The sequence below is a fragment of the Glutamicibacter nicotianae genome (assembly GCF_016907615.1).
GTDB lineage: Bacteria > Actinomycetota > Actinomycetes > Actinomycetales > Micrococcaceae > Glutamicibacter > Glutamicibacter nicotianae.
On record NZ_JAFBCH010000001.1, the window covers coordinates 302,824 to 328,574 of the forward strand.

24 protein-coding genes and 1 riboswitch are annotated in these 25,751 nt (G+C 64.0%); of the genes, 13 read left to right on the top strand and 11 right to left on the bottom strand.

What is annotated here, in order from left to right; translation table 11 throughout:
• Nucleotides 1-69 precede the first annotated feature (69 nt).
• On the top strand, nt 70-606 hold the full coding sequence (locus JOE62_RS01535) for a YdeI/OmpD-associated family protein (RefSeq protein WP_204719804.1): 537 nt from the start codon (nt 70-72) through the stop codon (nt 604-606).
• Here JOE62_RS01535 and JOE62_RS01540 read toward each other — a convergent pair.
• Together JOE62_RS01540 and JOE62_RS01545 are read right to left on the bottom strand one after the other, a co-directional pair.
• Nucleotides 580-762 carry a hypothetical protein gene (locus tag JOE62_RS01540; protein WP_204719806.1) on the bottom strand — a complete coding sequence of 61 codons (183 nt, stop codon included), beginning with the start codon at nt 760-762 and terminating at the stop codon, nt 580-582. The genes JOE62_RS01535 and JOE62_RS01540 overlap by 27 nt on opposite strands.
• Nucleotides 763-765: 3 nt before the next feature.
• Nucleotides 766-1,815 (bottom strand): LacI family DNA-binding transcriptional regulator, encoded by a 1,050-nt coding sequence (locus JOE62_RS01545; RefSeq protein WP_204719808.1) that lies wholly within the window; start codon nt 1,813-1,815, stop codon nt 766-768.
• A 150-nt stretch (nt 1,816-1,965) separates the two neighbouring features.
• Here JOE62_RS01545 and uriH point away from each other — a divergent pair, with 150 nt between their 5' ends.
• From uriH to JOE62_RS01590, 9 genes are all read left to right on the top strand, one after another.
• Nucleotides 1,966-2,937 (top strand): uridine-preferring nucleoside hydrolase UriH, encoded by a 972-nt coding sequence (gene uriH / locus JOE62_RS01550; RefSeq protein WP_204719810.1) that lies wholly within the window; start codon nt 1,966-1,968, stop codon nt 2,935-2,937.
• An 86-nt stretch (nt 2,938-3,023) separates the two neighbouring features.
• Nucleotides 3,024-3,722, top strand: a complete 699-nt coding sequence (locus tag JOE62_RS01555) for a dienelactone hydrolase family protein (protein WP_204719812.1) — start codon at nt 3,024-3,026, stop codon at nt 3,720-3,722.
• A 55-nt stretch (nt 3,723-3,777) separates the two neighbouring features.
• Nucleotides 3,778-4,209, top strand: a complete 432-nt coding sequence (locus JOE62_RS01560) for a universal stress protein (protein ID WP_204719814.1) — start codon at nt 3,778-3,780, stop codon at nt 4,207-4,209.
• 88 nt (nt 4,210-4,297) lie between these two features.
• Nucleotides 4,298-5,014, top strand: coding sequence for a LysR substrate-binding domain-containing protein (locus tag JOE62_RS01565; protein ID WP_204719816.1), 717 nt, complete (start codon nt 4,298-4,300; stop codon nt 5,012-5,014).
• A gap of 42 nt (nt 5,015-5,056) precedes the next feature.
• Nucleotides 5,057-5,845, top strand: coding sequence for an enoyl-CoA hydratase/isomerase family protein (locus JOE62_RS01570; RefSeq protein ID WP_204719818.1), 789 nt, complete (start codon nt 5,057-5,059; stop codon nt 5,843-5,845).
• Nucleotides 5,846-5,859: 14 nt separating this feature from the next.
• On the top strand, nt 5,860-6,525 hold the full coding sequence (locus JOE62_RS01575) for an alpha/beta hydrolase (RefSeq protein ID WP_204719820.1): 666 nt from the start codon (nt 5,860-5,862) through the stop codon (nt 6,523-6,525).
• A 9-nt stretch (nt 6,526-6,534) separates the two neighbouring features.
• On the top strand, nt 6,535-7,434 hold the full coding sequence (locus JOE62_RS01580) for a PfkB family carbohydrate kinase (RefSeq protein ID WP_204719822.1): 900 nt from the start codon (nt 6,535-6,537) through the stop codon (nt 7,432-7,434).
• The gene (locus JOE62_RS01585) at nt 7,435-8,229 is read left to right on the top strand and encodes an HAD family hydrolase (RefSeq protein ID WP_204719824.1); all 795 of its coding nucleotides are present in this window, start codon (nt 7,435-7,437) and stop codon (nt 8,227-8,229) included.
• Nucleotides 8,226-8,945 (top strand): glycerophosphodiester phosphodiesterase family protein, encoded by a 720-nt coding sequence (locus tag JOE62_RS01590; protein ID WP_073707203.1) that lies wholly within the window; start codon nt 8,226-8,228, stop codon nt 8,943-8,945. Before JOE62_RS01585 ends, JOE62_RS01590 begins: the two co-directional genes overlap by 4 nt.
• Nucleotides 8,946-8,966: 21 nt before the next feature.
• On the opposite strand, the gene JOE62_RS01595 is transcribed toward JOE62_RS01590, so the two are convergent.
• On the bottom strand, nt 8,967-9,944 hold the full coding sequence (locus JOE62_RS01595; RefSeq protein ID WP_204719826.1) for a hypothetical protein: 978 nt from the start codon (nt 9,942-9,944) through the stop codon (nt 8,967-8,969).
• A 92-nt stretch (nt 9,945-10,036) separates the two neighbouring features.
• Between JOE62_RS01595 and JOE62_RS16580 the strand changes: the two genes are divergently transcribed.
• Nucleotides 10,037-13,219 carry an HAD-IA family hydrolase gene (locus tag JOE62_RS16580; protein ID WP_204719827.1) on the top strand — a complete coding sequence of 1,061 codons (3,183 nt, stop codon included), beginning with the start codon at nt 10,037-10,039 and terminating at the stop codon, nt 13,217-13,219.
• Nucleotides 13,220-13,306: 87 nt separating this feature from the next.
• Here the strand turns inward: JOE62_RS16580 and JOE62_RS01605 are convergent, their stop codons facing one another.
• The 7 genes from JOE62_RS01605 to JOE62_RS01635 form a co-directional block, all read right to left on the bottom strand.
• On the bottom strand, nt 13,307-14,713 hold the full coding sequence (locus tag JOE62_RS01605) for a sugar porter family MFS transporter (RefSeq protein ID WP_204719829.1): 1,407 nt from the start codon (nt 14,711-14,713) through the stop codon (nt 13,307-13,309).
• 216 nt (nt 14,714-14,929) lie between these two features.
• Nucleotides 14,930-16,213: a uracil-xanthine permease family protein gene (locus JOE62_RS01610; protein WP_204719831.1), complete on the bottom strand. Its 1,284-nt coding sequence runs from the start codon at nt 16,211-16,213 to the stop codon at nt 14,930-14,932.
• A gap of 26 nt (nt 16,214-16,239) precedes the next feature.
• Nucleotides 16,240-17,664 carry a bifunctional hydroxymethylpyrimidine kinase/phosphomethylpyrimidine kinase gene (gene thiD / locus JOE62_RS01615; RefSeq protein ID WP_204719832.1) on the bottom strand — a complete coding sequence of 475 codons (1,425 nt, stop codon included), beginning with the start codon at nt 17,662-17,664 and terminating at the stop codon, nt 16,240-16,242.
• On the bottom strand, nt 17,661-18,302 hold the full coding sequence (gene thiE, locus JOE62_RS01620; protein WP_204719834.1) for a thiamine phosphate synthase: 642 nt from the start codon (nt 18,300-18,302) through the stop codon (nt 17,661-17,663). The genes thiD and thiE overlap by 4 nt, the downstream gene beginning before the upstream one ends.
• Nucleotides 18,295-19,089, bottom strand: coding sequence for a hydroxyethylthiazole kinase (thiM, locus tag JOE62_RS01625; RefSeq protein WP_204719836.1), 795 nt, complete (start codon nt 19,087-19,089; stop codon nt 18,295-18,297). Before thiM ends, thiE begins: the two co-directional genes overlap by 8 nt.
• A riboswitch (TPP riboswitch) is annotated at nt 19,079-19,173 on the bottom strand. It overlaps the preceding gene by 11 nt.
• Before the next feature lie 34 nt (nt 19,174-19,207).
• Entirely contained in the window at nt 19,208-19,576 is a 369-nt protein-coding gene (locus JOE62_RS01630; protein ID WP_204719838.1) for a GntR family transcriptional regulator, read from the bottom strand.
• Nucleotides 19,573-21,102 carry a hypothetical protein gene (locus JOE62_RS01635; RefSeq protein ID WP_204719839.1) on the bottom strand — a complete coding sequence of 510 codons (1,530 nt, stop codon included), beginning with the start codon at nt 21,100-21,102 and terminating at the stop codon, nt 19,573-19,575. The genes JOE62_RS01630 and JOE62_RS01635 overlap by 4 nt, the downstream gene beginning before the upstream one ends.
• A gap of 89 nt (nt 21,103-21,191) precedes the next feature.
• On the opposite strand from JOE62_RS01635, the gene JOE62_RS01640 reads away from it, so the two are divergent.
• Nucleotides 21,192-22,625 carry an aldehyde dehydrogenase family protein gene (locus JOE62_RS01640; RefSeq protein ID WP_204719841.1) on the top strand — a complete coding sequence of 478 codons (1,434 nt, stop codon included), beginning with the start codon at nt 21,192-21,194 and terminating at the stop codon, nt 22,623-22,625.
• 79 nt (nt 22,626-22,704) lie between these two features.
• Complete coding sequence (locus JOE62_RS01645) at nt 22,705-24,153, top strand: amino acid permease (protein WP_204719843.1); 1,449 nt, start codon at nt 22,705-22,707, stop codon at nt 24,151-24,153.
• Here the strand turns inward: JOE62_RS01645 and pgm are convergent.
• Nucleotides 24,150-25,748 carry a phosphoglucomutase (alpha-D-glucose-1,6-bisphosphate-dependent) gene (pgm, locus tag JOE62_RS01650; RefSeq protein WP_204719845.1) on the bottom strand — a complete coding sequence of 533 codons (1,599 nt, stop codon included), beginning with the start codon at nt 25,746-25,748 and terminating at the stop codon, nt 24,150-24,152. The genes JOE62_RS01645 and pgm overlap by 4 nt on opposite strands.
• Nucleotides 25,749-25,751 lie beyond the last annotated feature (3 nt).

Sequence of the window (25,751 nt, forward strand, 5' to 3'; positions counted from 1 at the left end):
CTCGCCGCGTGGAAGCTGGATGCGGCTGTGCCATAGACTGCCCTTGAGCAACTGAAAGGGCTGATTCCCGTGGCGGCATCCAATGAAATCCTCGAACTGCAGGGAACTGTAGATCTGGTCAATGACCGGAGAATTCTCCGATTCGACCAGGAATCAAGCGACAAATTGCCAAGTCGAGGACAGGTCGCGGTAGAACTTCTCCAGGCGCATGAGGGGCATGCGGTCGTGATTGATCCCGACGGGCGCCGTGGCCACTGGCTGGCTCTTGATAGCCATGGGATGCCGCAGGTATCGGCCGATGCAGGGGAGCAGGTGCAATTGGCCGCTCGCCTTGCCGGAACCTGGCCGGAAGCAAGGATCCCGCAGGACTTGGCCGGCGCCCTGGATGATGCCGATGATCTGGAAGAGGTGTGGGCGGGGCTCACCCCGATGGCCCGCTGGGAATGGGTCCGCTGGGTCGAAGCGACCAAGAACCCTTCCACGCGTGAACGCCGAGTGGATGCCAGCATTTCCAAGCTGCGCGATGGCAAGCGCCGCCCGTGCTGCTTCGACTTGTCCTCGTGCACCGATCCCGAGGTGTCAAAGAGCGGAAAGCTCATCCAGTAGCGGAAGGCCTCGTGCGGCAGATTCGATGCCGGACCCCGGAGGGGGTGGCGGGCCGGTAAAGAGGCTGAGCACTCCGCTGGACATGACGATCAGGCCCAGGGCAACGAGCAGGGCGATGATTGCCGTGACCTTGGCGGGCCATTTGCGCATGTTCATCGGTTAACCTCCTGCGTTTTCCATTGTCGATCCGCGGACAACCAGTGAACTTGGCAGCATGGTCTGCAGCGGATCAGGGGATTTCCCATCGAGCAGCGCACGCAGTTTCAGTGCGGATTGGCGCCCGACTTCCTGGGCATTGAGTTCCACGGTGGTGATGGATGGGTTGGAAGTCGCCGAGTAGGGCAGATCGTCGAATCCGGCCACCGCAAGCTGCTGCGGAATGCTGAGGCCAAGCTGGCGGGAGGCATGCAGCACGCCGAACGCGTGGTTGTCGGTTGCGCATCCCAGCGCGGTTACGCCGGCTTCCCGCCACGTGGGCCAGTGCTGGCTGAAAGCCGCCGAAGCCGCGGCGACGTCGATCATCGAGCTGGCGACAGAAGTAGGCAGGACCTCGATGCCGTATTCCTTGGCCGCTGCCAAGAACGCTTCGCGGCGCACGGCCAAGGTCTCGGTGCCGGTGCTCGCATCCAGGTAGGCGGCCCTGGTGTGCCCCTGCGCGGCAAAATGGGCTGCGACATCCCGCGCGCCCTGGGCGACATCCATATTCACTGCGGGAATCGCCGGATCGATGCCCGGGGCGTCCAGGGCCACCAGGGGAAGGGTGCTGGAGATTTCTTCGAGGAAGTCCTGGCTCGGGGCATGGACCAGCAGCCCGGCCGGGCGAAGACCCATGATCTTCCTCGTCTCGCTGGCACTGGGGGAGACACCGGCATCGGTGACCGAGAGCAGCAGCTGGTAGTCGCTGGCCAGGACCGAGCGCACGCCGGCGATGACCTTGGCGAAGAACGGGTTGGAGATGTCCGGTGCCACCAGGACCACCAGCGAGCTGACGCCCTTGGCCAGCGAGCTGCCGATGCTGTCGACGAAGTAGCCCAGCTCGCGGATCGACTCGCGCACGCGCTGTTCATTCGCGGCCGATACCCGGCCCGCTGATTTTCCGTTGGCAACAAGTGAGACCGTTGCGGTGGAAACGCCGGCGTGCTCGGCGACCATCGCTGCGGTGACGCGGCGCCGAACGCGCGAGTTGCCGGACTTTTCACCATTCTTCATGGCTCCATCGTAGTCGGAATCGCAGTGCTCGACCCCCTTTAGTTAAGCGCTTGACGAAAGTGCGCTGGCGCGAAAGAATTATCAATGGATGACTATCCGCCCTCCACGACTTAGCTGCCGGCCCTCAGTCGGCAGAGCGAAAGAAGAACCATGACCCAGGACAGCAATGCCCCGCGCAAGATCATTTTGGACTGCGACCCGGGCCATGACGACGCCGTGGCAATGATTCTTGCCCATGGCAATCCCAAGATCGAGCTGCTGGCGGTGACCACCGTGGCCGGCAACCAGACCCTGGACAAGGTGACTGCGAACGCACTGGCTGTCGGCACCATCGCCGGGATCACCGGCATTCCCTTCGCGGCAGGCTGCGCCCGCCCGCTGGTGCGCGAGGTGGAAACCGCCGGAGAGGTCCACGGGGATTCCGGGATGGATGGACCGGCGCAGCCGGAATCGAGCATCGAGCTTGATGAACGCCACGCAGTGGACGTCATCATCGATCTGGTGATGAGCCATGAACCCGGCGAAATCACCCTGGTGCCCACCGGCGCCTTGACCAATATCGCCTTGGCTGCCCGGAAGGAACCGCGCATCGTCGAACGCGTGCGTGAGGTGGTGCTGATGGGCGGCGGCTACCACACCGGCAACTGGTCGGCGGTGGCTGAATTCAATATCAAGATCGATCCCGAGGCAGCGCATATTGTCTTCAACGAGGCCTGGCCGGTAGTCATGGTCGGATTGGACCTGACCCACCAGGCGTTGGCCACCACCGAGGTGGTCGAGCGCATCGAGAAGATCGGCACCGGGCCATCGACCTTCGTGCGCGAGCTGATGGACTTCTTCGCCCAGGCCTACCGCGACCACCAGGGCTTCGACGCGCCGCCGGTGCATGACCCGTGCGCCGTGGCCTACGTGATCGACCCGGACGTGGTGCGTACCGTCAAGGCTCCGGTAAGCGTCGAGCTGCGCGGCGAGCTGACCTTGGGAATGACCGTCGCGGACTTCCGTGCGCCGGCTTCCGCCGATTGCAACACCTCGGTGGCAGTGGGCCTGGACCATGAGGGCTTCTGGAATCTGGTGGTAGACGCGCTGGAACGTATCGGCGAGGTCACGCACGGAAAATAGAACAACTTTGCGCAATGTGGGGCAGCTCAATGCCAATCGCGCCTAGACCTGCATAAACTGGAGGAAATCGCAGAGCAGGAGGCACCATGGCGGAAAAAACCCCGCACCAGAACGTGACTTTCCCTTCTTCAGGTACGCAAGCGCACGGCTATCTCGCGTTGCCCGAGTCCGGCAAGGGCCCCGGAGTGATCGTGATCCAGGAATGGTGGGGGCTGACCGACCATGTCCGCGATGTGGCAGACCGGCTGGCTGCGCAGGGTTTCGTGGCGCTGGCCCCGGACCTCTTTGGCGGCTGGATCACCCATGACGGCGAGGAAGCCGCGCAGATGATGTCCGAACTCCCCGAAGCCGTTGGCGCCCAGCTGCTCGGCGGCGCAGTGGACTACCTGCTGGCCAATGAGCATGTCACCAGTCAGAAGCTCGGCGTCATCGGCTTCTGCATGGGCGGCGGATTCGTGCTGCAGATGGCAGCCCAGCAGGGCGAGAAAATTGCCGCGGCCGTGCCGTTCTACGGTGTCGGCCAGGGTGTTCCCAACGATTTCTCCGGCGTCCGCGCCGCCATCCAGGGCCACTACGCGAACCTGGACCAGATGTATCCGCTAGAGCAGGCAAAGGCCCAGGAGGAGCAGATCCGCCGGGAATCTGGCGCGGACGTCCAGTACTTCTATTACGACGCCAACCATGCCTTCCACAACGACGAGAACCCTGCCGGCAACTACGATCCCGAGCAGGCGGCCATCGCATGGCAGCGCGCCGTGGACTTTTTGCAAGCTAAAGTGGCCTGAAGGCCATAAAGTGTTACCCATCACTTAAAGCATCACTCATATGAAGGAGAACAATATGTCTGAAACCATCATCGTAGGCGTCGACGGTTCCGAAACCGCACGGCGCGCCGCCCGCCGCGCCGCAGAACTCGCTGTCAAGCTGGACGCTGACCTGGTGGTCATCACCGCTCACGCATCGGATAACACCGAGGTCGTTTCCATCGGTTCCGATACCTGGATCCTGGACGACGCAGAGCAGGCCCGCAAGCTCGCGCAGCGCGTGGCCAACGACGTGAAGAACGCCGTACCAGGCGTGAAGATCACCGCTGCCGCCGGCCGCGGCAAGCCAGGCGACGTGCTGATCTCCGATGCCGAGGACCGCAAGGCCTCGATGATCGTCGTCGGCAACGTCGGCATGAAGGGCCTGGGCCGCGTGCTCGGTTCCGTTGCTTCCTCGGTAGCCCACTCGGCACCGTGCGACGTGCTGGTCGTGAAGACCGACAAGTAGGCCTCCAAGCTTGCGCAAGCGCAGGCGGGCACTGGATCACCGGTGCCCGCCTGCGGCATTTAACCCGGCAACGCGTAGGCTTATACCCGTGCAGAAACTTCGAATCGCCTACGCCACCGGCGTCACCCCCGGCAAATGGATGGACCGCTTCCAGGAGCGCTATCCGGCCATCGAGCTGAAAGCCTGGCGCCTGGACGAGGGGGAAATCCTGGACCTGCTGGCCAACGGCGAGGCCGACGCAGTGTTCGTGCGCTACCGCGGGGACTCGCCCAAGGATGCAACGCGCCACGTCATCCCGCTCTATGAGGAACTCGAAGTGGTCTGCGCGGGCAAGGACCACGACGTGGAGTACTACGAAGAATCAGTGCCGCTGGACATCGTCGACTCGTTTCCGCAACTGGACCTGGCCGATTACCCTCAATCCGTGGGCGGCATTCCGGTAGCGATGGAGGTCGTCGCCTCCGGAGCCCAGGTGCTGCGCACCGCGCAGTCAATCGCCCGGCTCTTCGCCCGCAAGGACGTAGTGGTGCGCCTCATCGAAGACGGCTTGCCAACCCAGGTGGGCATCGCCTGGCCCACCGCCACCGAGGACACTGCAGTGCTCGAGGAATTCATCGGCATTGTGCGCGGACGCACCGCCAGCTCCTCGCGGCAGAATTCGGTGCGCAACCAGGAGCAGAAGGCCAAGCGCGTCAACGAGCAGAAGAAAGCCAAGGAAAAAGCCAAGGCCAAGGCAAAACAGCAGGCCAAAAGCCCATCCAAGAAGCCGCAAGGGGGCAAGGCCAAACCACGCAAGCGCCGCTGATAATCCATCACGTGACGCAGGTTACGTGAGAGAGTTAGGGGTATGAAACAATTCGATACCCTCAGCCTGAGCACCCGAGGCTCGGCCCTCATCCTGACCGTAGACCAGCCAAAGTCACTGAACGCACTGGCAAAAGAAGTAGTCAACGACCTCGAATCCTTCCTGGACTGGTTCGAGACCACCGGATACGAATACCGCGGACTGATCATCACCGGCGCCGGGGAGAAGTCCTTTGTCGCCGGGGCGAATATCGTCCAGATGAACTCCATGGACGAGGCCACGTTCACCGCTTACGCCAAGCAGATGCACGCCGTGACTGAGCGCCTGGAGTCGCTGCAAGTCCCGGTCATTGCCGCAGTCAATGGCTTCGCCCTGGGCGGCGGCTGCGAGCTGGCGCTGGCCTGCGATTTCATCTACGCATCCGAGCGGGCCAGCTTCGGCCAGCCGGAAGTTAACCTGGGCCTGGTGCCCGGCTTTGGCGGCATGGTGCGCCTGCCGCGCCGCGTGGGCAACGCGATGGCCCGCGAGCTGATCTTCACCGGCCGGCGCATCAAGGCCGAGGAGGCATTGCGCATCGGCCTGGCCAACCGGGTGGTCCCCGCCGAGCAGCTGCTCGACGCTGCCGTGGCGGCCATCGAAGAGGCCGCGGCGGTCTCTCCCACCGCGATCTCCATTGCCAAGCGCGCCATGGTTTCGATGGACGGGCTGGACACGCATCAGGGGCTGGGACGCGAGGTCGACGCGTTCCTCCAGGCCTACCACACCGCCGACTCGGTGGAAGGCCGGGCCGCCTTCGTCGAGAAGCGCTCGCCGGTCTTCCCGGGCAACTAGCCGGGCGGCCAGCCATGCACTACGGGGCGCACCAGGACCAGTACGTCCAGTTCTACGAGCCCGAATGCATCATCGCCCGCGGAGCGGTGATGATCATCCATGGCGGATACTGGCGCGAGAAGTACACGGCCAGCCTCGGCGTGCCCTTGGCGGAGGATCTCGCTGCCCGCGGGATTCCCGCCTACAACCTCGAATACCGGCGCGGGCCGGGCAGCGCGGCGAAAATGCTGGCCGATGCCCGGCTCGCGCTCGGCCTGGTCAAGGAAGATGGGCCGATCACGCTGATGGGCCATTCGGCCGGTGCCCAGCTTGCCTGCGTGCTGGCGGCCCACGACCAGCGGGTCTCCCAGGTGATCAGCCAGGCCGGGGTGCTGGACCTGGACACCGCCCAGCGGCTGAAGCTCAGCGACGGCGCGGTGGACGAGATGCTCGGCGGTGCGTCTCTGGGCGCCTGCAACCCGGTGGAATTATGGCCAATGCCTGCCCGTGTCGTAATCTTTCATGGACGGGACGATGGCGATGTTCCTCCAAGAATTGCCCGCATCGCGGCCCAGAAGGCGGCCGCGCTCGGACAGGAGCACAGCTTCTCGCTGTTCGACGGCGACCATTACACCTGGATTGATCCGCACAGCAGCCAATGGGCTGCCTGCGTGCGGGCCCTGTCCCCACTGCACTACTGAAGGAGCAGCATGAACCCGACGGTGATCGGCGAGGCCCTCGTTGACGTCCTGGCCTCAGGCATTGCCCCAGCCCAGGAGTTCGTCGGGGGCAGCCCGCTGAACGTCGCGGTGGCGCTCTCCCGGCTGGGCTACCCGGGCACCCTGATCTCCCGCTGGGGCGCCGATGACAAGGGCCGGAAGATCGAGCAGTACCTGCAGGAGAACAACGTGGCCTACTTGGGCGGGGCCGACGACCAGGCCACCGTCATCGCCCACGGCATCCTCGACCCGGCCGGCGGCGCGGCCTTCGCGTTCAATGCCTACTGGCAGATGCCGACCATCGGTCCGGAACTGGCCCAGGACGCCGAGCTGGTGCACACCGGCTCCATCGCCACCCTGTTCAGCCCCGAAGAACTGCTGCCGCTGCTCTCGGCAGCGCGCACCCACGCCACCATCAGCTACGACCCGAACCTGCGCCCGTCGCTGGTGACCAACCATGCGCAGACCGTCGCCGAGGTGGAGCGCTTCGTCGGCCAGGCCGACGTGGTGCGGGTTTCCGGCATCGATTTGAAGTGGCTGTACCCGATGCGCTCGGTCCAGGACTCGGCCCGCGCTTGGCTGGACATGGGTCCGGCGATCGTGGTTTCCACCGCGGGCTCGCGCGGCTCCTGGGGAGTGGTCCGCGCCGGCGACGCCGAATTCGCTGCACCCTCGGTCGAGGTGACCGATACCGTGGGCGCCGGCGACACGTTCACCGCGGCGCTGCTCTGCTGGCTGGCCGAGCACGGCCTGATTGGCGCGGCCAACCGGGAGAAGCTGAACCGGCTGCAGATTGACGAGTTGTCCCAGGCCCTGGAATTCGCGGCCATGGCCGCCGCTGTGACCGTGCAGCGTGCAGGGGCGAACCCGCCGCACCGCCAGGAGCTGTAGATGATCAAGCTGATCGCCTCGGACCTCGACGGCACCATCGTCGCCAAGGACGGCACTATTTCCGAGCGGACCAAGCGCGCCTTCATCGAGGCCCGCGAGTCCGGCATCCAGATTGTCTTCGTCACCGGACGCCCCTTCCGCTGGCTCACCCCGATCATCGAGGCCTTCGGCGGGATGGGCAAGGTCATCTGCTCCAATGGGGCTGTGCTCTACGACCTGGAGCAGGACGAAGTGATCTGGTCGCGCACGCTCAGCGCGGCCACCGCGCGCAAGGCGAGCGAAATCATCCTGGAGCTGGAACCGAAGGCGGCCTTCGCCGCGGAGACCACCAAGGGGCTGCACCTGGGCGAAGGATTCGCCGACCGCCACCACAACTTCGGCGTGCAGGCGGTGCTGGATCTGACCAGCGACTCCATTGATTCCGAGGGAATCGTGAAGTTCCTGGCCCGCTCCCCGCACCTGCCGATCGACAAGTTCTATGCCGCGGCCGGGCCGCAGCTGGCTCAACTGGTTTCAGTGACCCATTCGGCCTTCGACGTTTCCCTGCTGGAAATGGCGCATGTGGATATCCACAAGGCCACCACGCTGCATGAATACTGCCAGCGCCTGGGCATTGCCGCCGACGAGGTGATGGCCTTCGGAGACATGCCCAATGACATCGAAATGCTCGAATACGCAGGCCACGGCTACGCGATGTCCTCCGGGCACCCCACCACGCTGGCCTGCGCCCGATTCCGCGCGCCCTCGCTGGCCGAGGACGGGGTAGCCCAAGTCATCGAGGACCTGCTGAAATGACCTACGCCTTTTCGCACCGAGGGGTGCGCACAGGGAACGAGGAGAATACGCTGCTCGCCTTCCAGCGCGCCGCGGAACTGGGCATCACCCACTTCGAATCGGACGTGCACGCCTCGGCGGATGGCACCGTCTACCTCTTCCACGACCACACCCTGGATCGGGTCACCGACGCCAGCGGGAATTTCAACGGCTTCACCGACGCACAGCTGGCAGAGGTCCGCGCCGGCGGGCAGCCGCTGTGCACGCTTGACGAGCTGCTTGATGCCTTTGGGCAGGCCACGCTGAACCTGGACGTCAAGGACGAGCACGTGATCGGGCCGCTGGCCGAGCTCATCGAGCGACGGAAAGCCCACGGGCAGATTGCCCTGGCATCCTTCTCCACGGCGCGCAGCGCCGCGGTGGGCCACCTGCTCTCCGCGCCGATCCGGCGCTCGCCGGGGCAACGCGAAATGGTTGCCATCTGGCTGTGCGCCCACCTGCTGGGCTGGGTTCCGAAGCGCCTGCTGGCGGGCTACTGGGCAGTCCAGGTGCCGCTGAAGCAGGGCATCTTGCCGGTGGCGACGCGCCGCTTCATCAAGGCGGTCCACCGCGCCGGCGCGCAGGTGCATGTCTGGGTCATCGATGACGAGCCGACCATGCGGCTGCTGATGGACCGCAAGGCCGACGCCATCATGAGCGATGACGCGGCCTTGCTGGTACGGGTTCTCGGCTCCTGAACCGAGCCTGGGAAATATGCCCTAGGAGATATCCAGGGTACCCAGCACGGCCGGGGCATGCTCCTGCAGGTGATCGTCGCTGGCATCCAAGAGCAGGCGCAGCCAGGTCTCGTGCTGCGAGAGCGGCGCAACCAGGCAGGCCGGATTGATCAGGTCGTACAGCTCATCGGGCGAGCCGTAGGCGGAGAACTGGTCCAGGTACGCGAAGAGCACCTTCATCACGCGCTCGTCGCCGGTTTCGCAATCCCATGCCTCGCACATGGCGGCCAGCGGGGTGTTCAGCGAAGAGAAGGGGTGCGCCCAATGCGCGGAGCCCAGACTCAGGATGCGGCCGTGTTCCCCGGTTTCGCTTGGCACCACGACCTGCGACAAGTCGAAGCTGCCGTGCTCGATACTCAACGGCACCGCACCGGCATGCAGGGCGCCGGTGGCCTTCTTCAGCACACCCAGATGCGAGACCAGCTTATCCGCGCTGGAACCATCCAGGTGCAGCGGGTGGGAGGGGTCCAATGACACGTGCATCATCAGTGCCTGCTCGTACTGCTCGGGCAGGAACTGCGGGTCAACCACGGTGACCCCTGAATCGAAGAATTCGTCCTCGTGGCCCATCAGCGCGACCTGGAAGGAGCCGAGCGAGGCCATGGCCAGCTCCCAGTTCTCCACCGAATCGCCCAGGTCCGCCAGGGTGTGCCCGTAGTCCGGGCTGAGCATGTAACCGGCGATCCGGTCGATGGCCAACGGCATCACCACGCGGTCAGGCAGCAGCTGGCCGGCAACGACCGTGGTGGCCGGCTCGGAGGCCAGCCCCGGAGCGTTGGCGCTGAAGATCAGGTCTGCGACATCGGTCTGCACCGTTGCCTGGATCTGGTGCAGATCGGCAGGCCAGAAGTCGGGTCCTGCGGTGCGCGCGATGCCATAGGCCTCGCACGCAGCGTCGATCCATTCGGCGGTAGCCTCACGCCAGTCATCGCTATTCCATGCATCTATCCAATGAGCCACATTCTTATCGTAGTATGTCGATGCAAGCGCGTTGAGTTGCTACGGTAAGGACTACGGCCAGTAGTACGCTCCTCTTTCGAAGGATTTCGATTGTGAACGCTTTTCGTCCTAAGTACCGACATCGTGATTACAAGGCCGTCCTCTTCGATCTGGATGGCGTGATCACCCCGACCGCGCTGCTGCATCGCAAGGCGTGGGAAGAACTTTTCACCGGCTTTTTCGACAAGCACCCGGGCGTGGCTCCATACACGACCGCGGACTACTTCAACCTGCTGGACGGCCGTCCGCGCTATGACGCGGTGGCCGCCATCCTCGAATCCCGCGGCATCCAGTTGCCGCGCGGCGAGGAAAGCGACCTGCCCGGCGAGGACAGCATCTGCGCCCTGGGGAACATGAAGAATGAGAAGTTCACGCAGGTGCTGCAACGCGACGGGATCGACCCCTACGCCGGTTCCGTGGCCTTCCTGCAGCAGGTGCTGGAGGCCGGGCTGGACGTCGCGGTGGTGTCTTCCTCGCGCAATGCGCGGATGGTTCTGGCTGCCGCCGGATTGGCTGGCCATTTCCCGCTGGTGATGGGCGGGCAGGAAGCCGCCGCGCGCCAGCTTGCGGGCAAGCCGGCCCCGGACACGTTCCTGGCCGCCGCCGCGGATCTGGGCTGGCGTCCGGAGGAATGCGCAGTCATCGAGGACGCCACCAGCGGGGTGAGCGCCGCGCGTGCCGGAGGCTTCGGCGTCATCGGCGTGGCCCGTGAAGACAACGAGGCGGCCCTGCTGGACGCCGGCGCCCATTTCGTGGTCCATGACCTGTCCGAGCTGGTCTCCGAGCATGACGCCAAGGCCTGGGAAGAAGACTCCTGGTCGCTGTGGCGCGGGAACCAGCGCGAAAGCGGCGGCGCTGAGGACACGGTGTTCTCCCTGGGCAACGGCTTCCTTGGCGCGCGGGCGGCGCAACTGGGCTTGGGGGACCAGGCCGGCGGCACCTTCATCAACGGGCTGCATGAGACCTGGGAAATACGCCATGCCGAGAGCGCCTTCGGGCTGGCCGAAACCGGTCAGACCATGATCAGCGCCCCGGATTTCCGCACCATGCGCGTCTTCATCAATGACGAGGCCCTGGAAGTCGGCCGCACCGAGATGGTTCGTGACGAACTGCGCTTGGATTTCCTTGACGGGACGCTGACAGCGCACACCCTGTGGCGAACTGCAGAAGGCCACCGCGTGGCCGTCACCGCGCGCTCGATGATCTCCTTCACCGATCGCCATCTGGCGCTGCAGGACGTGCATGTGCGCCTGCTTGATGCCCCGGCCCAGGTGCTGATCCAGTCCTCGGTGATCGGGTATCCTTCCAGCCGCCAGGTGGCGTCCCCGCAGGAAGCCGATGCCTTGGGCCCCGTTGACCCGCGCAAAAGCGAGACGGTCCGTGCCAATCCGCTGCACCCTGCCGGCATCCACAGCGATGGGCCGCGGCTGGGCGTCTCCTACGAGGTCCTCGGATCGGGGATGTCGGTAGCGGCAATGGTCCAGCACGAGGTGTCAGCCACCGGCGGGACGCAGGCAGAACTGTCCGTGGACCGCAAGGTACGCGATGACCGCGCGGATGAAGTGATCAGCGCCAGGCTGGACGCCGGGCAAGGCGTGCGCGTTTCCAAGTTCGCGGTCTACCACTCCTCGCGGCGCCATCCTGCCCAGGAGATGCTCCTGCGTTCGGAGCGGGCCTTGGAGCATCTGGTGCCGTTGGGGATCGATGAGCACTTCCGCGCCCAGCGCCGCTTCATGGCTGATTACTGGGAACGCAGCGATGTGCAGGTGGATACCGATGAGCCCGAGCTGCAGCGCAAAATCCGCTGGAACCTGTTCCAGCTCGCCCAGGCCGCCGGCCGGGCCGACGGACTGGGCATCAGCGCCAAGGGCGTGAGCGGCAACGGCTATTCCGGGCATTACTTCTGGGATACCGAGATCTATGTGATGCCGTTCTTGACCTACACGAACCAGCAATGGGCGCGCAATACGCTGCGCGCCAGGGTCTCGATGATTCCGGCAGCGACCCGGCGGGCGTGGACCATGAACGAGGAAGGGCTGCTCTTCCCCTGGCGCACGATCAACGGCGAGGAAGCCAGCGCCTATTATCCGGCGGGCACGGCGCAGTACCATATCAACGCCGACGTGGTGTATTCGCTCAACCGGTACCTCGGGGTCATGGAGGACGACGAATTCCTGCTGGCCGGCGGGGCCGAGATCCTCGTGGGCACTGCGCGCATGTGGGCTTCGCTGGGGTTCTGGCGCGGCGAGCAGGGCAACGAGAGCTTCCACATCCATGGGGTCACCGGGCCCGATGAGTACACGGCGGTGGTCAACGACAACCTCTACACCAATGTCATGGCGCGCTTCAATCTGCGCCGCAGCGCCCAGCTGCTCTCCGAAATGGCCCAGGAGCATCCGCGGGAGTATGCGGAACTGGCCAGCCGGCACACGCTGGAAGACGAGGAGCTCGCGCTGTGGCTCAAGGCTGCCGACTGCATGCATATCCCGTATTCGGAAGCTGTAGGAATCCACCCGCAGGACGAGCACTTCCTGAACCGCGAAGTCTGGGACCTGGCTAATACCGGTGCGGATAAGCGGCCGTTGCTGCTGCACTACCACCCGTTGGTGATCTACCGCTTCCAGGTGATCAAGCAGGCCGACGCGGTGCTGGCCCTCTGGCTGCGGTCCAGTGATTTCACTGACGACCAGAAGCTCGCCGATTTCAACTACTACGATCCGCTGACCACGGGAGACTCGACGCTCTCTGCCACGGTGCAGTCGATCCTCGCCGCGGAAGTGGGGTACCGGGATCTCGCCTGGGAGTACTTCGAGCATGCGCTGAACGTGGATCTCCAGAACCTGCACGGCAACACCGCTGACGGCGTGCACGTGGCGTCGACCGGCGGGGTCTGGTCGGCGCTGGTCTACGGCTTTGCTGGGCTGCGCGACGATGACGACCGGCTGCGCTTCGATCCGCGGCTCCCGGAGAGATTCCGGGCCCTGCGTTTCAACCTGGGGTGGCGGGGCATGCGGATTTCCGTATGCTTGCGCCCCGAAGCCATCGAGTTCACCCTGCATGGGGAATTCTCGCGTCCGATCTGGGTGCGCGGCCAGCAGGTCGACCTGCAGCCAGGGCAAGCTATCAGCGTTGCGCTCGCCGGACAGGGCCCGCTGCTGGAAGGCAGGCCAAGCCTGGAGCATGTGCTCTCGCTGCAACGGGAGGCCGGCGCGGAGGTGCCCAACAAGGCCTGGTAGGCAGCGCGGAATGCAAAGGAGGCAAGAACCCGGTTTGGGTTCTTGCCTCCTGCTGCGCGACGCGCACGGTTCGCCTCCAGGGGATGCCTAGAGGGTCATCTCCTCCAGCTGGCGCCCCTTGGTTTCCTTGACCATGAAGATCACGAAGAGCAAGGAGAGCAGCGCGAAGACCGCATAAATGCCATAAGCCAGAGCCAAGCCGGCATCGGCCAGGGCCGGGAAGGTGGTGGAGACAATGAAGTTGGCAATCCACTGGGCTGCAGCAGCCACACCCAGCGCCATGGCGCGGATGGAGTTCGGGAAGATTTCGCCGAGCAATACCCATACGGCCGGGCCCCAGGTGGCGCCGAAGCCGACTACGAACAGGTTGGCCGAGATCAGAGCAACGATGCCCCAGTTACCTGGCAGGGATACCGCACCGTCGATGGTGACGGACTGAGCGAAGGCCACTGCCATCATGCCCAAAGACAGGGTCATAAAGGCCGAGCCGATGGTCAGTAGGAGTTTACGTCCCAGAACGTCGATCAGCAGGACAGCCACGATGGTTGCCACCACGTTGGTCACCGAGGTGATCAGCGAAATCGTGAAGGAGTCCGATTCGGCAAAGCCGACGGACTTCCACAGCGTGGTGGAGTAGTAGAAGATCACGTTGATGCCGACGAACTGCTGGAAGACCGAGAGCAGGATGCCGACCCACACCAGCGGGTGGAAGCCGAAGCGTCCCAGCAGGTCCTTGAAAGCCTGGCGCCGCTCGATGTGCACGGTGGCGCGGATCTCCTCGATCTTCTTCTCGGTATCGGCTCCGGCCTTCATGCCCATATCGCGGGTCAGCACGGCAGCTGCCTCGACATAGCGGCCGCGCTCGACCAGATAGCGCGGGGATTCCGGAAGTCGCAGCGAGAGCAGGCCGTAGAGCGCCGCTGGAACCAGCAGCGACAGGTACATCCAGCGCCAGGCGGCCAAGCCGAATAGGCCGATGGCATCTGCCGAGCCCATCACGAAGACCAGCATCGCGCTGACCAGGAAGGCCACGAAGATGCCCAGCACGATGGCCATCTGCTGCATGGTGCCAAGGCGTCCGCGGTGCGCGGCGGGGGAGACCTCGGCGATGTAGGCAGGGGCGATCACCGAGGCGAAGCCCACGCCGATGCCGCCGACGATGCGCCAGATGATCAGGTCGGCCACGCCGAAGGACAGGCCGCAGCCGAGGGCCGATGCGGCCAGCAGGATGGAGGCGATGAGCATGGTGCGCACGCGTCCCACGCGTTCGGAGACCATGCCGGCCACCCATGCTCCCAGTGCCGCGCCGAGCAGGGCGCAGGAAACGGTGAAGCCGATGGTTACCGCGTTGAGCCCGAATTCGTGCTCGACGGCGTCCACGGTGCCGTTGACGATTGATGAGTCATATCCGAAAACGAACCCGCCCAAGGCAGCACCGAGGGCGATGAAGATGAGTCGCGCGGAGAGTTTTCCGTCTGGTGTTGTCGCAGTCACAATGTGCCATGCTATCGGATTCGAGCGCCGCAGAATCCAGATTTTCCGAATTTTCTTGGGAGATCAATCACAATTTGGAAGGATTCCTTACTTTAACGTTTTGCGTGGCCTGAACAACCGTTTTGTTTCACGCCTGACCAGCAGGGGAATTCCTGCGCTAAAAAGCAGGCCGGCAGTGCGCTAACGCGCACTGCCGGCCTGCCGAAATATTTCTTGCTAGATTTTCGCGCTCTTATGCGCGTCGGCCAAGTCGTTGCCGCGCAGCTTGGCCACGGCACTCATCAGGTGGAAGACCACCAGGGTGGCGATCGAGCCCAGGGCGATGCCGCCGAGCTGGAACTGGCCGAAAGCGATTTCGCTGGTCACCGCGATTGCGATGATCAGGCCGGTGCCCGCGGTCATCAGGTTGATCGGATTGCCGAAGTCCACCTTCGCTTCGATCCACAGGCGCGCGCCGACGATGCCGATCATGCCGTAGAGCACGATGCCCAGGCCGCCGATCACGCCTACCGGAATAGTTCCGATCAAGGCGCCGAACTTCGGCAGGAAGGCCAGGGACATGGCCACGATCGCGGCGATCCAGTAGGCGGCGGTGGAGTACACGCGCGAGGCGGCCATGACGCCGATGTTCTCGGCGTAGGTGGTGGTCGCCGAGCCGCCGCCAAAACCGGCGAGCACGCTGGCGGCGCCATCAGCCATCAGCGCCCGTCCGTTGAACGCCGACAGGTCGCGGCCGGTCATCACGCCCACGGTGCGCACATGGCCGATATTCTCGGCGATCAGCACGAAGACCGCAGGCAGGAACATCAGCGCGGTATCGAAATGGAAGGTCGGGGTGTGGAACTCGGGCAAGCCGAACCATGCGGCGTCGCCCACCTTGGAGAAGTCCACCTGGCCCTGGGCCAGCGCCACCAGGTAGCCGCAGACCAAGCCGACAAGGATCGAGAGCCGGCCCAGCAGGCCCTTGAAGGCCACCGTGGCCACCACGGTGAAGATCACCGTCAGGAAGGTGGTCAGCGGGAAGTCCTTCATCGGGGCCAGGGTGGCGCTGGCCAGGTTCAGGCCGATCAGCGCAACGATGGTGCCCATGACCACCGGCGGCATCAGGGTATGGATCCAGCCGGTGCCGGTCTTCTGCACGATCAGCCCGACGATAAACAGCAGCACGCCGGTCATCACGATGCCGCCCAGGGCGCCGGACATGCTGTGCGACCCGGTGGTCGCGACCACCGGGGCGATCAGGGCAAAGGAGGAACCCAGGTAGCTGGGCACCTTGTTCCTGGTCATCAGCAGGAAGATGATGGTGGCCAAGCCGGTGAACAGCAAGGTGGTGGTCACCGGGAATCCGGTCAGCGTCGGAACCAGGATGGTGGCGCCGAACATCGCCAGGATGTGCTGGGCGCCGATGGAAACGGTCTGCGGCCAATGCAGCCGCTCATCCGGGGCAACTACCTCGCCTTCGGTGATGGTCTTGCCGTTGCCGTGGATGCTCCAACTCATGATTCCCCTTCCCGGCCCTGCGGGTTTCAGGCCGTAGAGAATTCTACTCGGTTCTCGTGGGCCTGCGCGAAGAACGCCAGCTCGTGCTCGCTGGAACGCAGGAACGCCTGGCGCATTTTCTCTCGCAGCGCCGGGTCGGCCAGCGTCCACGCGGTGCGCACCATCTCGATCGCCTGGGCGGTGGCCTCGTCGAATTCCGGGGAGGAATAGGTCTCCAGCCAGTCGCCGTAGGGGTGCCCGGCATGGTTAGCCGCCGCCAGCCGCTTGCCGATGTCCTGGTAGAGCCAGTAGCACGGCAGGATTGCGGCGATCAGCTCCGCATAGCTCCCGGTGCAGGAGGACAGGTGGTTCACGTAGTTCAGCGTGGTCGCCGAAGGGTTCGCCAGCCCTTCCACCAGGTGGCTGCGGTGCAGCTGCAGCTCGCCCTCGAGGATCTGACCGGCGCCGTTGGCCCAGAAGCGCTGCGCATCCAGGTCCGGGGCCAGCGCGCTGGCCTGCGCGAGCACCTGGGCGTAGCGCTGCAGGTACAGGGCGTCCTGGGCCAGGTAGTACTCGAACTTCTCGCGTTCCAGGCTGCCGTCGGCCAGCTGCATGATGAACGCCAGCTCGTCGATGCCCGCGCGCAGGCCCGCGATGTCCTCCCACCAGCCGGCCATCGGATCAGCGCCGGCGAAGAACCCGGCGAAGTGGTTGACCGGGCCGTGCCCGCTGCCCACCTGCAGCTGGTCGGCCGCCGCAATTGCCGCTGACAGATACGCCTTGGACTGCTCCAACGCGGCGGTCCAGTCTCCGGTGGCAGCGAAGCGGGTGGCCAGGGCGCTGGAGAGGGTACAGCCGGTGCCGTGGGTGTTCTTGGTGGCATGGCGCGCACCGTGCAGCTCGCAGCGCACCCCGTCCGCTGCTACCAGCGCGTCGGGGCAGACCGCCCCGGCCAGATGCCCGCCCTTGGCCAGCACCAGGGCATCGTGCTTGGCCGCCAGGCGCTGGGCCTGGCGCAGCACCTCGTCCCATGATGCGGCTACCGGCTCGCGCAGCAGGCTGGCCAGTTCCAGCAGGTTCGGGGTGATCACCGTGGCCCGGTCCAGCAGCGAATCGAGCGCCGCTTCGCCATCGAGCAGGCGGTCTCCGCTGGTGGCCACCATGACCGGGTCCAGGACTACCGGAGCATCCACGGTTTCCAGCCAGCCGGTGACTGCGCGGATCACCTCGGCGTTGGCGAGCATCCCGATCTTGATTGCATCGATGCGGATATCCGCGCTGATGGCTTCAAGCTGGGCGAGGACGAAATCGCCGCTGATCGCCTGCACTCCGGACACCCCATGGGTGTTCTGCGCGGTCAAGGCGGTGATCACGCACATTCCGTAGCCGCCGTTGGCGGCAATGGCCTTCAGATCCGCCTGGATTCCGGCGCCACCGGAAGGATCGGATCCTGCGATGGACAAGATGTTCATTTGGCGGCCTCCCATGCCGAAACGAGCTGCGCGCTGGCCTGCTGCGGATCCTCTGCATTGCAGATGGCGCGGACCACTGCCATGCCCGCTCCGCCGCCGGCACGGATGGCCGCCGCGTCCTCGTGGGTAATGGCACCGATTGCCACGCAGGGCAGTGAGGCCAGCGTCGTGGCACGCGCAAAGCCGTCGAGGCCCAGGGGAGTGGGATGGTCCTTCTTCGTCGGGGTGGCGCGGACGGCCCCCACACCGAGATAGTCGATGACCGCGGCGTCCTTGTTCGCCTGGGCCAGTTGCTCATCGCTGGAAGCGCTCAGTCCGATGATACCTTCGCCGATGATCTGCCGGGCCAACTGCACCGGCACATCCTTTTGCCCGATATGGATGCCGTTCACGGCTGCGCCGGCAGCCCGCGCCGCGAGGTAGACATCGATGCGGTCATTGATCAGCAACTGGGCCTTGCCCTCGGTGAGCTTGGCGGCCGCGCAGGCCAGCTCGAAGAATTCCCGGGCGGTTTCATCCTTGGCGCGCAGCTGGATCCACTGGATTCCTCCGGCGACGGCGCCTTCGATCACTTCCAGGGTGCTGCGCGGGGTGCAGCTGGCAGTATTGGCTACCAGGTAGGCTCCGTAATTATGCATGGTTCAGTTCCTCGTGCTTCAAAGTCTTAAGTTCTTCTGGATCGGTTGCGGACAGCGCATCAATGAATGCGACGGCGAAGCTGCCCGGACCTGTGCTGTTCTCCAGGGCCTTTTCAGCGGCCAGCCCGTAGAAGCCGTGGGCCGCGATGGCGGCCTCGAACGGGTCATCGTGGACCGCAATCATGCCGGCGCAGAACGCGCCCAACGCGCAACCGCCGCCGGTGATCCGCGTCAAGCCGATTCCGTTGGTGTGCACCAGGACCGTCCGCGTGGCATCGATGATGGCATCGGACTGGCCGGAAATGGCCACCACGCAGTCATGCCGCTCGGCCAGCTCGCGTCCAGCCGCCAAGGCGGCAGAGACGTCATCCAAGGCATCTACACCGCGTGAAGCCGATTGCCGTCCGGCCAGGGCCAGGATTTCCGAGGCGTTGCCGCGAATCAGGGCCGGGCGTTGCCGGGCAATGCGCCGCGCGAAATCCGTGCGCACCGGCAGGGCGCCGACCGCCACCGGATCAAGGATCCATGGGGTGCCTGCTGCGCTCGCCGATTGCACGGCTTCTTCCATGGCGGCCAGCTGCTCGGTGCTCGGAGTTCCCAGATTCACCAAGACGGCGGAAGCCGCCTTTGCGAAGGGGCCGGCCTCTCCGGGCAGATCCGTCATGGCCGGGGACGCGCCGGATGCCAGCAGGGCATTGGCGGTGAAATTTGCTACGACGGTGTTGGTCAGGCAGAAAACCAAAGGTGATTGTTGCCGGTATTCTTGGGCAACTGCATGCAAAGCCATGCGACATCCCTCCGCTAGCGTGAACTAGATCAGGTTCAACGGGTCTCATCTCAGTCGGTTGTTCCGACACCCCGTGTCACTGCCATAGAGCGTACGCACAAGCGGTTCCAAGGACAAGTTACTTACGCTCGCGCCGCGCCACCAAGGCCTTGAGCGTGGCCGCATCGACCTGCTGGGCGGCCGCCAGCGACCAGAGGTGATCCACCGCGGCCAGCAAGTCTTCGCTGGCATCCACCGGCCGAAGCCGTTCGTTGACCACTGTGCCGGCTCGCCGCCGGGAGGTGATCAGACCTTCGGCTTCCAGTTCCTTGTAGGCGCGCGCTACCGTTCCGGCAGCAACGCCGAGGTCGGTGGCCAGTGCGCGCACGGTGGGCAGCTTGCTGCCTGCGGGCAATTCTCCCAGGGTGATCAGCGAGGCGATCTGCAAGCGGATCTGCTCGTAGGGTGCAGTGGCCGCCGCGAGGTCGATACTGATTTGCGTGCTCATGATGCTGCTGTCGGCTGCTGTGCACGCACCATCGCGGTACCAGGACGCTCCAGGAAAATCACCGCTGGGACAACGAAGACCAGAAGTGCAAACAGCCCCAGGCCTGCTGGGAAGCCGTAGCCAATCAGCAGCATGGCAAGCACAGCGCTGGTGGCAACGCGCATTGACCGCAGCTCCAGAACCCGCCGATACCAGATTTCTTCAGCTGGCGAGACGGCCCAGGGAATAGTCGCCCGGCGGCAGGACCAGGTGAAGCCCATATGCGCCGCCGCAAGCAGCAGCAACAGCCCGATGACTAGTCCCCGGTTCGGAGGAGCGAACCCCCAAAGCGTCTCCAGCGGTGGATCCAATAGCAGGTAAGCGCAGATGGCAACCAGCAAGCCAGCGGCGATGTAGGACCACAAGGGCAGGGGTGCATGATGCTTTGGTGCTGCACTCGCCTGCCGAGGCACCTTGCTGGCGTAGCCCAGATACAGCGTATTGAGCACGATGTAGAGCAATGCCGCACCGGCAAAGAGCACCAGGATCCACGTAGTTCGTTCATTGGTCGGCATCCGGAATTCCTCATCCACGGGCAGGAATGACCAGCCGATGGCAACGGCGAGCAATGCAAGGGTAGCCGTGGTGTATTGCAATGCGAAGAGCTGATCTCGCAAGCGCGAGAAGGCGGTCCGTTCCCTGATGGTGGAGTGAGCCGAGAATGTGGTGCGCGGGCCCCAGAAGAACAGCGTAAGAGCCACCGCAAGGGCGCCATAGTTCAATAACTCGTACGGTCCACCGGTTGAATAGCCTTGCGAGTAATTGGCCACCGATACGCAAAATGCCAGCAGCACGATACCGGTATTGCGCAGCAACCGGTTGAGCCATACCGTGCGCAAGGCCTGGTTGTCTTCGGCGGTGATGCCGGCCAAGGGGCGCCGGTTCAGGATCACTGCTGCAATCACTCCGGCGGCCACGACGATACCTGCCAGAGCCACGATGAAGACCGGGAGCATTTGGTTTCCGGGCAGCAGGCCATCGGTTGGGCCCGCAGAGGTGTAGGAGTAGCTGCCATCAGAATCGAACATAGTGGTTTCCGACTCCGGGATGCCAACGCTCCCTTCGACGCGGGAGGCCGGCCACAGCAATCCCACCGCGGCCAGAAGCAACAGCGCGACGAAAATCCCCAGGGACCTCGGGAACGGCGTCGCCAGGGTGCGCGCCTCAAGTGAGGCGGTGCGCACCGGCTGGAGTTCCTTGGGCCAGGTGAACAAGCCAATGAGGTAAACGAGAAGAATCCAGATTCCCGGCGAGAGAGCTGCAGCGAAAACCGAACTCGAATCGGTCCCGTTCATAGGAATGCGCCACGTCTCAGGCAGATCCCACGAAGTCGAAGCGAAGAATGCGATCAATGCGCACCAGAATGAGTGCGACTGGGCGCGGACGATGGCCGGTGCCTCACGCCGATGCGCCACGGAGCGCAACCACAGGTAAATGACTGCGCCAACGAAAGCGATGGATATGGCGCTCGCCGGGACCTGGCTCATGGCCATTAATGTATCAACTATTTGATACATATTGAATCCCTTCGTGAATTAATCAGTGAATATCCGCCTCGTTGCCGTACGCTCAAAACATGGGTCTGTTTACTTCCACGCCGTTGCCCGAACCGGTCGGCGATTCCGCACCTCCGGTGGACGAGCATCCATCACGCATCGCAACAGTTCTGAGCCATTTGCGGCGTTCCGCTGACACCCGGATCACGCATCCGCGACGCTTCCGCCTGCAGCAGCTCAAGGCCCTGGAAAAGATGCTCGACGAGCATCTGGAAGACTTTGTCCAGGCCCTGGCTAAAGACCTGGGCAAGAGCGCCACCGAGGCCAAGTTCTCCGAGATCGACGTGGTGCGCGCAGAAATAGATTTCGCCCAACGCCACCTCGCTGAATGGATGGATTCCACCAGCGTCAAAGTTCCGCTGGCCCTGCAGCCGGCCATGGCCAAGGTGGAGCCGCGTCCGCTGGGCGTCGTGCTGATTATCGGCGCCTGGAACTACCCGGTCCAGCTGGTACTCGCACCGCTGGTCGCGGCCATTGCCGCCGGCAACGCCGCGGTGATCAAGCCATCCGAGCTGGCTCCGGCCACCTCGGGCGTCTTGGCCAAGTTCCTCCCGGTCTACCTGGATGAACGTGTTTATGCGGTCGTTGAGGGAGGAGTGGACACATCCACCGAGCTGCTTGCCGCCCGCTGGGACCATATCTTCTACACCGGCGGTGAACGCGTGGCCAAGATCGTGGCTGCCGCGGCGGCAAAGCACCTGACGCCAACCACTTTGGAATTGGGCGGAAAATCGCCGGCCGTGGTGGAAAACGATTCGCTGGCTTCGGCAAAGCGCCTCGCCTATGCCAAATTCATGAATTCCGGTCAGACCTGCGTGGCCCCGGATTATGTCTTGAGCATTGGGGACTCCACTGAGCTCATCCAGCGCCTGGGCCAGGCCATCACCAGCTTCTACGGCAAGGAGCCGTTGACCCACCCGGACTACGGCCGCATCGTCAGCCGCAAGCACTTCGACCGGCTGTTGTCGATGTTCGAGCAGGGCGAGGTGGTTTTCGGAGGCGAATATGACGAGGAAACACTGCGCATCGCACCGAGCATCATGCGCAATCCAGATCTTGAAGGAAGCTTGATGACCGAGGAGATATTCGGTCCAATTCTTCCAGTGATCGAGGTGGAAAGCTTCGAGGAGGCCCTCGAATTCATCGCCCGGAGGCCGTCTCCGCTGGCTGCCTACCTGATGAGCGAAAGCCCGCGGCTGCAGTCGATCTTCTCCGACCGGGTGCGCGCCGGCTCAATCGTGCATAATGCCCCGCTGGTCCAGATGGTCGTTCCAACCCTGCCTTTTGGCGGCATCGGACCGAGCGGGATGGGGGCCTACCATGGCAGGCACGGATTCGAGCGGCTTTCACAGATGCGCTCTGAACTCAACAAAACGACGGTAGTTGACACCCTGAGCGCAATATATCCTCCGTATTCATGGGCTAAGCGAAAGATTATTGATCGCTTACTGTAGCGCGGTTCATAGTGTTGTGGCTTGTCAGGGTGCTTGGATTGATAGGTTGGAAATTTTCAAGCATCAGGAGATGTAACGCATGACTGAGCCCGCACCGTCCCAAGACGGTCTGAAGCGTGGCCTCAAAGCTCGCCATATGCAGATGATTGCCATTGGCGGCTCGATTGGTACCGGACTTTTCGTCGCTTCCGGCGGCACCATTGCGCAAGCAGGACCCGGTGGTTCGCTGGTGGCCTATGCGCTGATTGGCCTGATGGTGCTGCTCCTGATGCAGTCACTGGGGGAAATGAGCGCCCGCCTTCCGGTCGCCGGGTCCTTCCAGACCTACGCGACGGTCTTCGTGAACCGCCACTTCGGCTTCGCGATCGGCTGGAACTACTGGTTCAACTGGGCAATCACCGTGGCTGCCGAACTGGTAGCCGCCGGGATCATCATGTCCTATTGGTTCCCGGATACTCCGGGATGGATCTGGGCTGCCGTCTTCCTGGCGCTGCTCACCGGCCTGAACGCGTTGTCCGCCAAGGCCTTTGGCGAGGGCGAGTACTGGTTGGCCGCGATCAAGGTCATCACCGTAGTGGTCTTCCTGATCTGCGGTGTCGCAATGATCTTCGGCATCCTGGGCGACTCCACGCCAGGTTTCAGCAACTGGACCGAGGGCGAGGCGCCATTCGTTGGCGGCTGGCTGTCGATCGTCTCGGTGTTCATGATTGCCGGCTTCTCCTTCCAGGGCACGGAGCTGATCGGCGTGGCCGCCGGCGAGGCAGAGAACCCCAAGCGCGATATCCCGCGGGCCATCAAGGCGATCTTCTGGCGGATCATGCTGTTCTACATCGGCGCGATCTTCGTAATCGGCATGCTGATCCCATACCTGGATCCGTCGCTGCTCTCCTCCGAGGCATCTGATATCACCACCTCGCCATTCACCCTGGTCTTCGAGCGCGCAGGCGTGGCCTTCGCCGCGGCCTTGATGAATGCGGTGATCCTCTCGGCCATCCTCTCGGCGGGCAACTCCGGGCTATATGCCTCTGCACGCATGCTTTATTCGATGGCGCTGGACGGCAAGGCGCCAAAGATCTTCGCCCGCTTGAACAAGCGCGGCGTGCCCATGCCGGCCATGCTGATGACCGCATCGGTGGGCCTCTTCGGCTTCCTGACCGCGATCATCGGGCAGGGCTCGGCCTATACCTGGCTGCTGAACGTCTCGGGCCTGTCCGGGTTCATCGCGTGGGTGGGCATCGCGGTGTGCCACTACAAGTTCCGCACGGCATACATTGCCAGCGGACAGGATCTGGCGAAGCTCCCGTACAAGGCGCCGCTGTTCCCGCTGGGTCCGATCCTTGCCTTCGTGATCCTGATCGTTGTGATCGCCGGCCAGAACTACCAGGCCATCCTGGATGGAAACCTGCTGCAGATGGCTTCCAGCTACATCGGCCTGCCGATCTTCCTGCTGCTGTGGCTGGGCCACTGGCTGGCTACCCGCAAGCAGCCAGCCGTGGAAATCGACCCATGGACCGCGAAGCTGAATTAGCCAGCTAGCGCGGCATCGACAATCACCCGGGCCTCTGCCAGCACCTGCTGCAGATGTTCGGGTGATTTTGTCGATTCTGCATAGATCTTGTAGATGTCTTCGGTGCCCGACGGGCGCGCGGCAAACCATGCGTGCTCGCTGGAAACCTTCAGACCGCCAATCGGGAAGCCGGCCGCTTGCGTGGCCTTGGCGGTAATCGGATCCGAAGCCAGCTCGGTGGCAGTGACCATCGAAGGATCCAGCTTGCCCAGGAGGGCCTTCTGCTCGCGGTTTGCAGGCGCATCGAAGCGGTCGTAGAAGCTGGGACCATTGCGCTCGACCAATTCGGCATGCAACTGGCTGGGGCTCTTGCCAGTTACCGCGCGGATCTCGCTGGCCAGCAGGGCCAGCATCAGGCCGTCCTTGTCGGTGCTGAACGCCTTGCCGGAGAAGTCCAGGAAGCTTGCCCCAGCCGATTCCTCGCCGCAGAAGGCAACCCTGCCCGAAGCCAGCGGCTCAACGAAGTACTTGAAGCCCACCGGCACCTCGCGCAGCACCCGGCCGTGGGAGGCCACCACCTTGTCGATGAGCACCGATGAGACCAGCGTCTTGCCGATCTGGGCATCGGACGGCCACTGCGGGCGATGGGTGAGCAGGTAGTCGATGGCCACGGCCAGGAAATGGTTCGGGTTCATCAGGCCGGCATCCGGGGTGACAATGCCGTGGCGGTCGGCGTCGGCATCGTTGCCGGTCGCGATGTCGTACTTCTCGCGATTGGCCACCAGCGAGGCCATGGCATGGGCGGAAGAGCAATCCATGCGGATCTTCCCGTCCTTGTCCAGGGTCATGAAGCCGAAGCGCGGATCCACGGACTCGTTGACCACTTCGAGGTTCAGGTTATAGCGCTGGGCGATCTCGCCCCAGTAGTGGACCGAAGCGCCACCCAGCGGATCTGCGCCAATGGAAATTCCGGAATCCGCGATGGCCTTGAAATCGATCACTTCCGCCAAATCGGCGATGTACAGTTCGCGGAAGTCGAATGGCTGGGCATTGGGCTCGCCGCGCTTGATCTGCCCGCTGGCCAGCAGCTCGTTGGCCCGTGCGGCGATGGGCCCGGTGATTTCGGATTCGGCCGGTCCGCCATGCGGCGGGTTGTACTTGATGCCGCCGTCGGTCGGCGGGTTATGCGAGGGCGTGATGATCAGGCCATCGGCCTGCTCGCCGCCGCTGGCGTTATGCACCAGGATTGCGTGGCTGACCGCTGGAGTGGGAGTCAGCCCGTCATCGGCCAGCACTCTGACGCCGTTGCCCGCCAGCACTTCCAGCGCGGTGCCGTATGCCGGCTCGGAGAGCGCATGGCTGTCCTTGCCCACGTACATTGGCCCAGTGATGCCCGCGCTGTTGCGGTAATCGACCACGGCCTGGGTGATCGCGGCGATATGCGCTTCGTTGAAGGTGCCGTTCAGCGATGTGCCGCGGTGGCCGGAGGTGCCGAAGATGACTGCCTGGTCTGGGTTCGCGCTGGAAGGCACAATCCGGGTGTAGGCGTCGATCACCGCCTGAAGATCGATCAGGTCGGTTTCCTGCGCCGGCTGCCCGGCTCGTTCGTGTGCCACTGC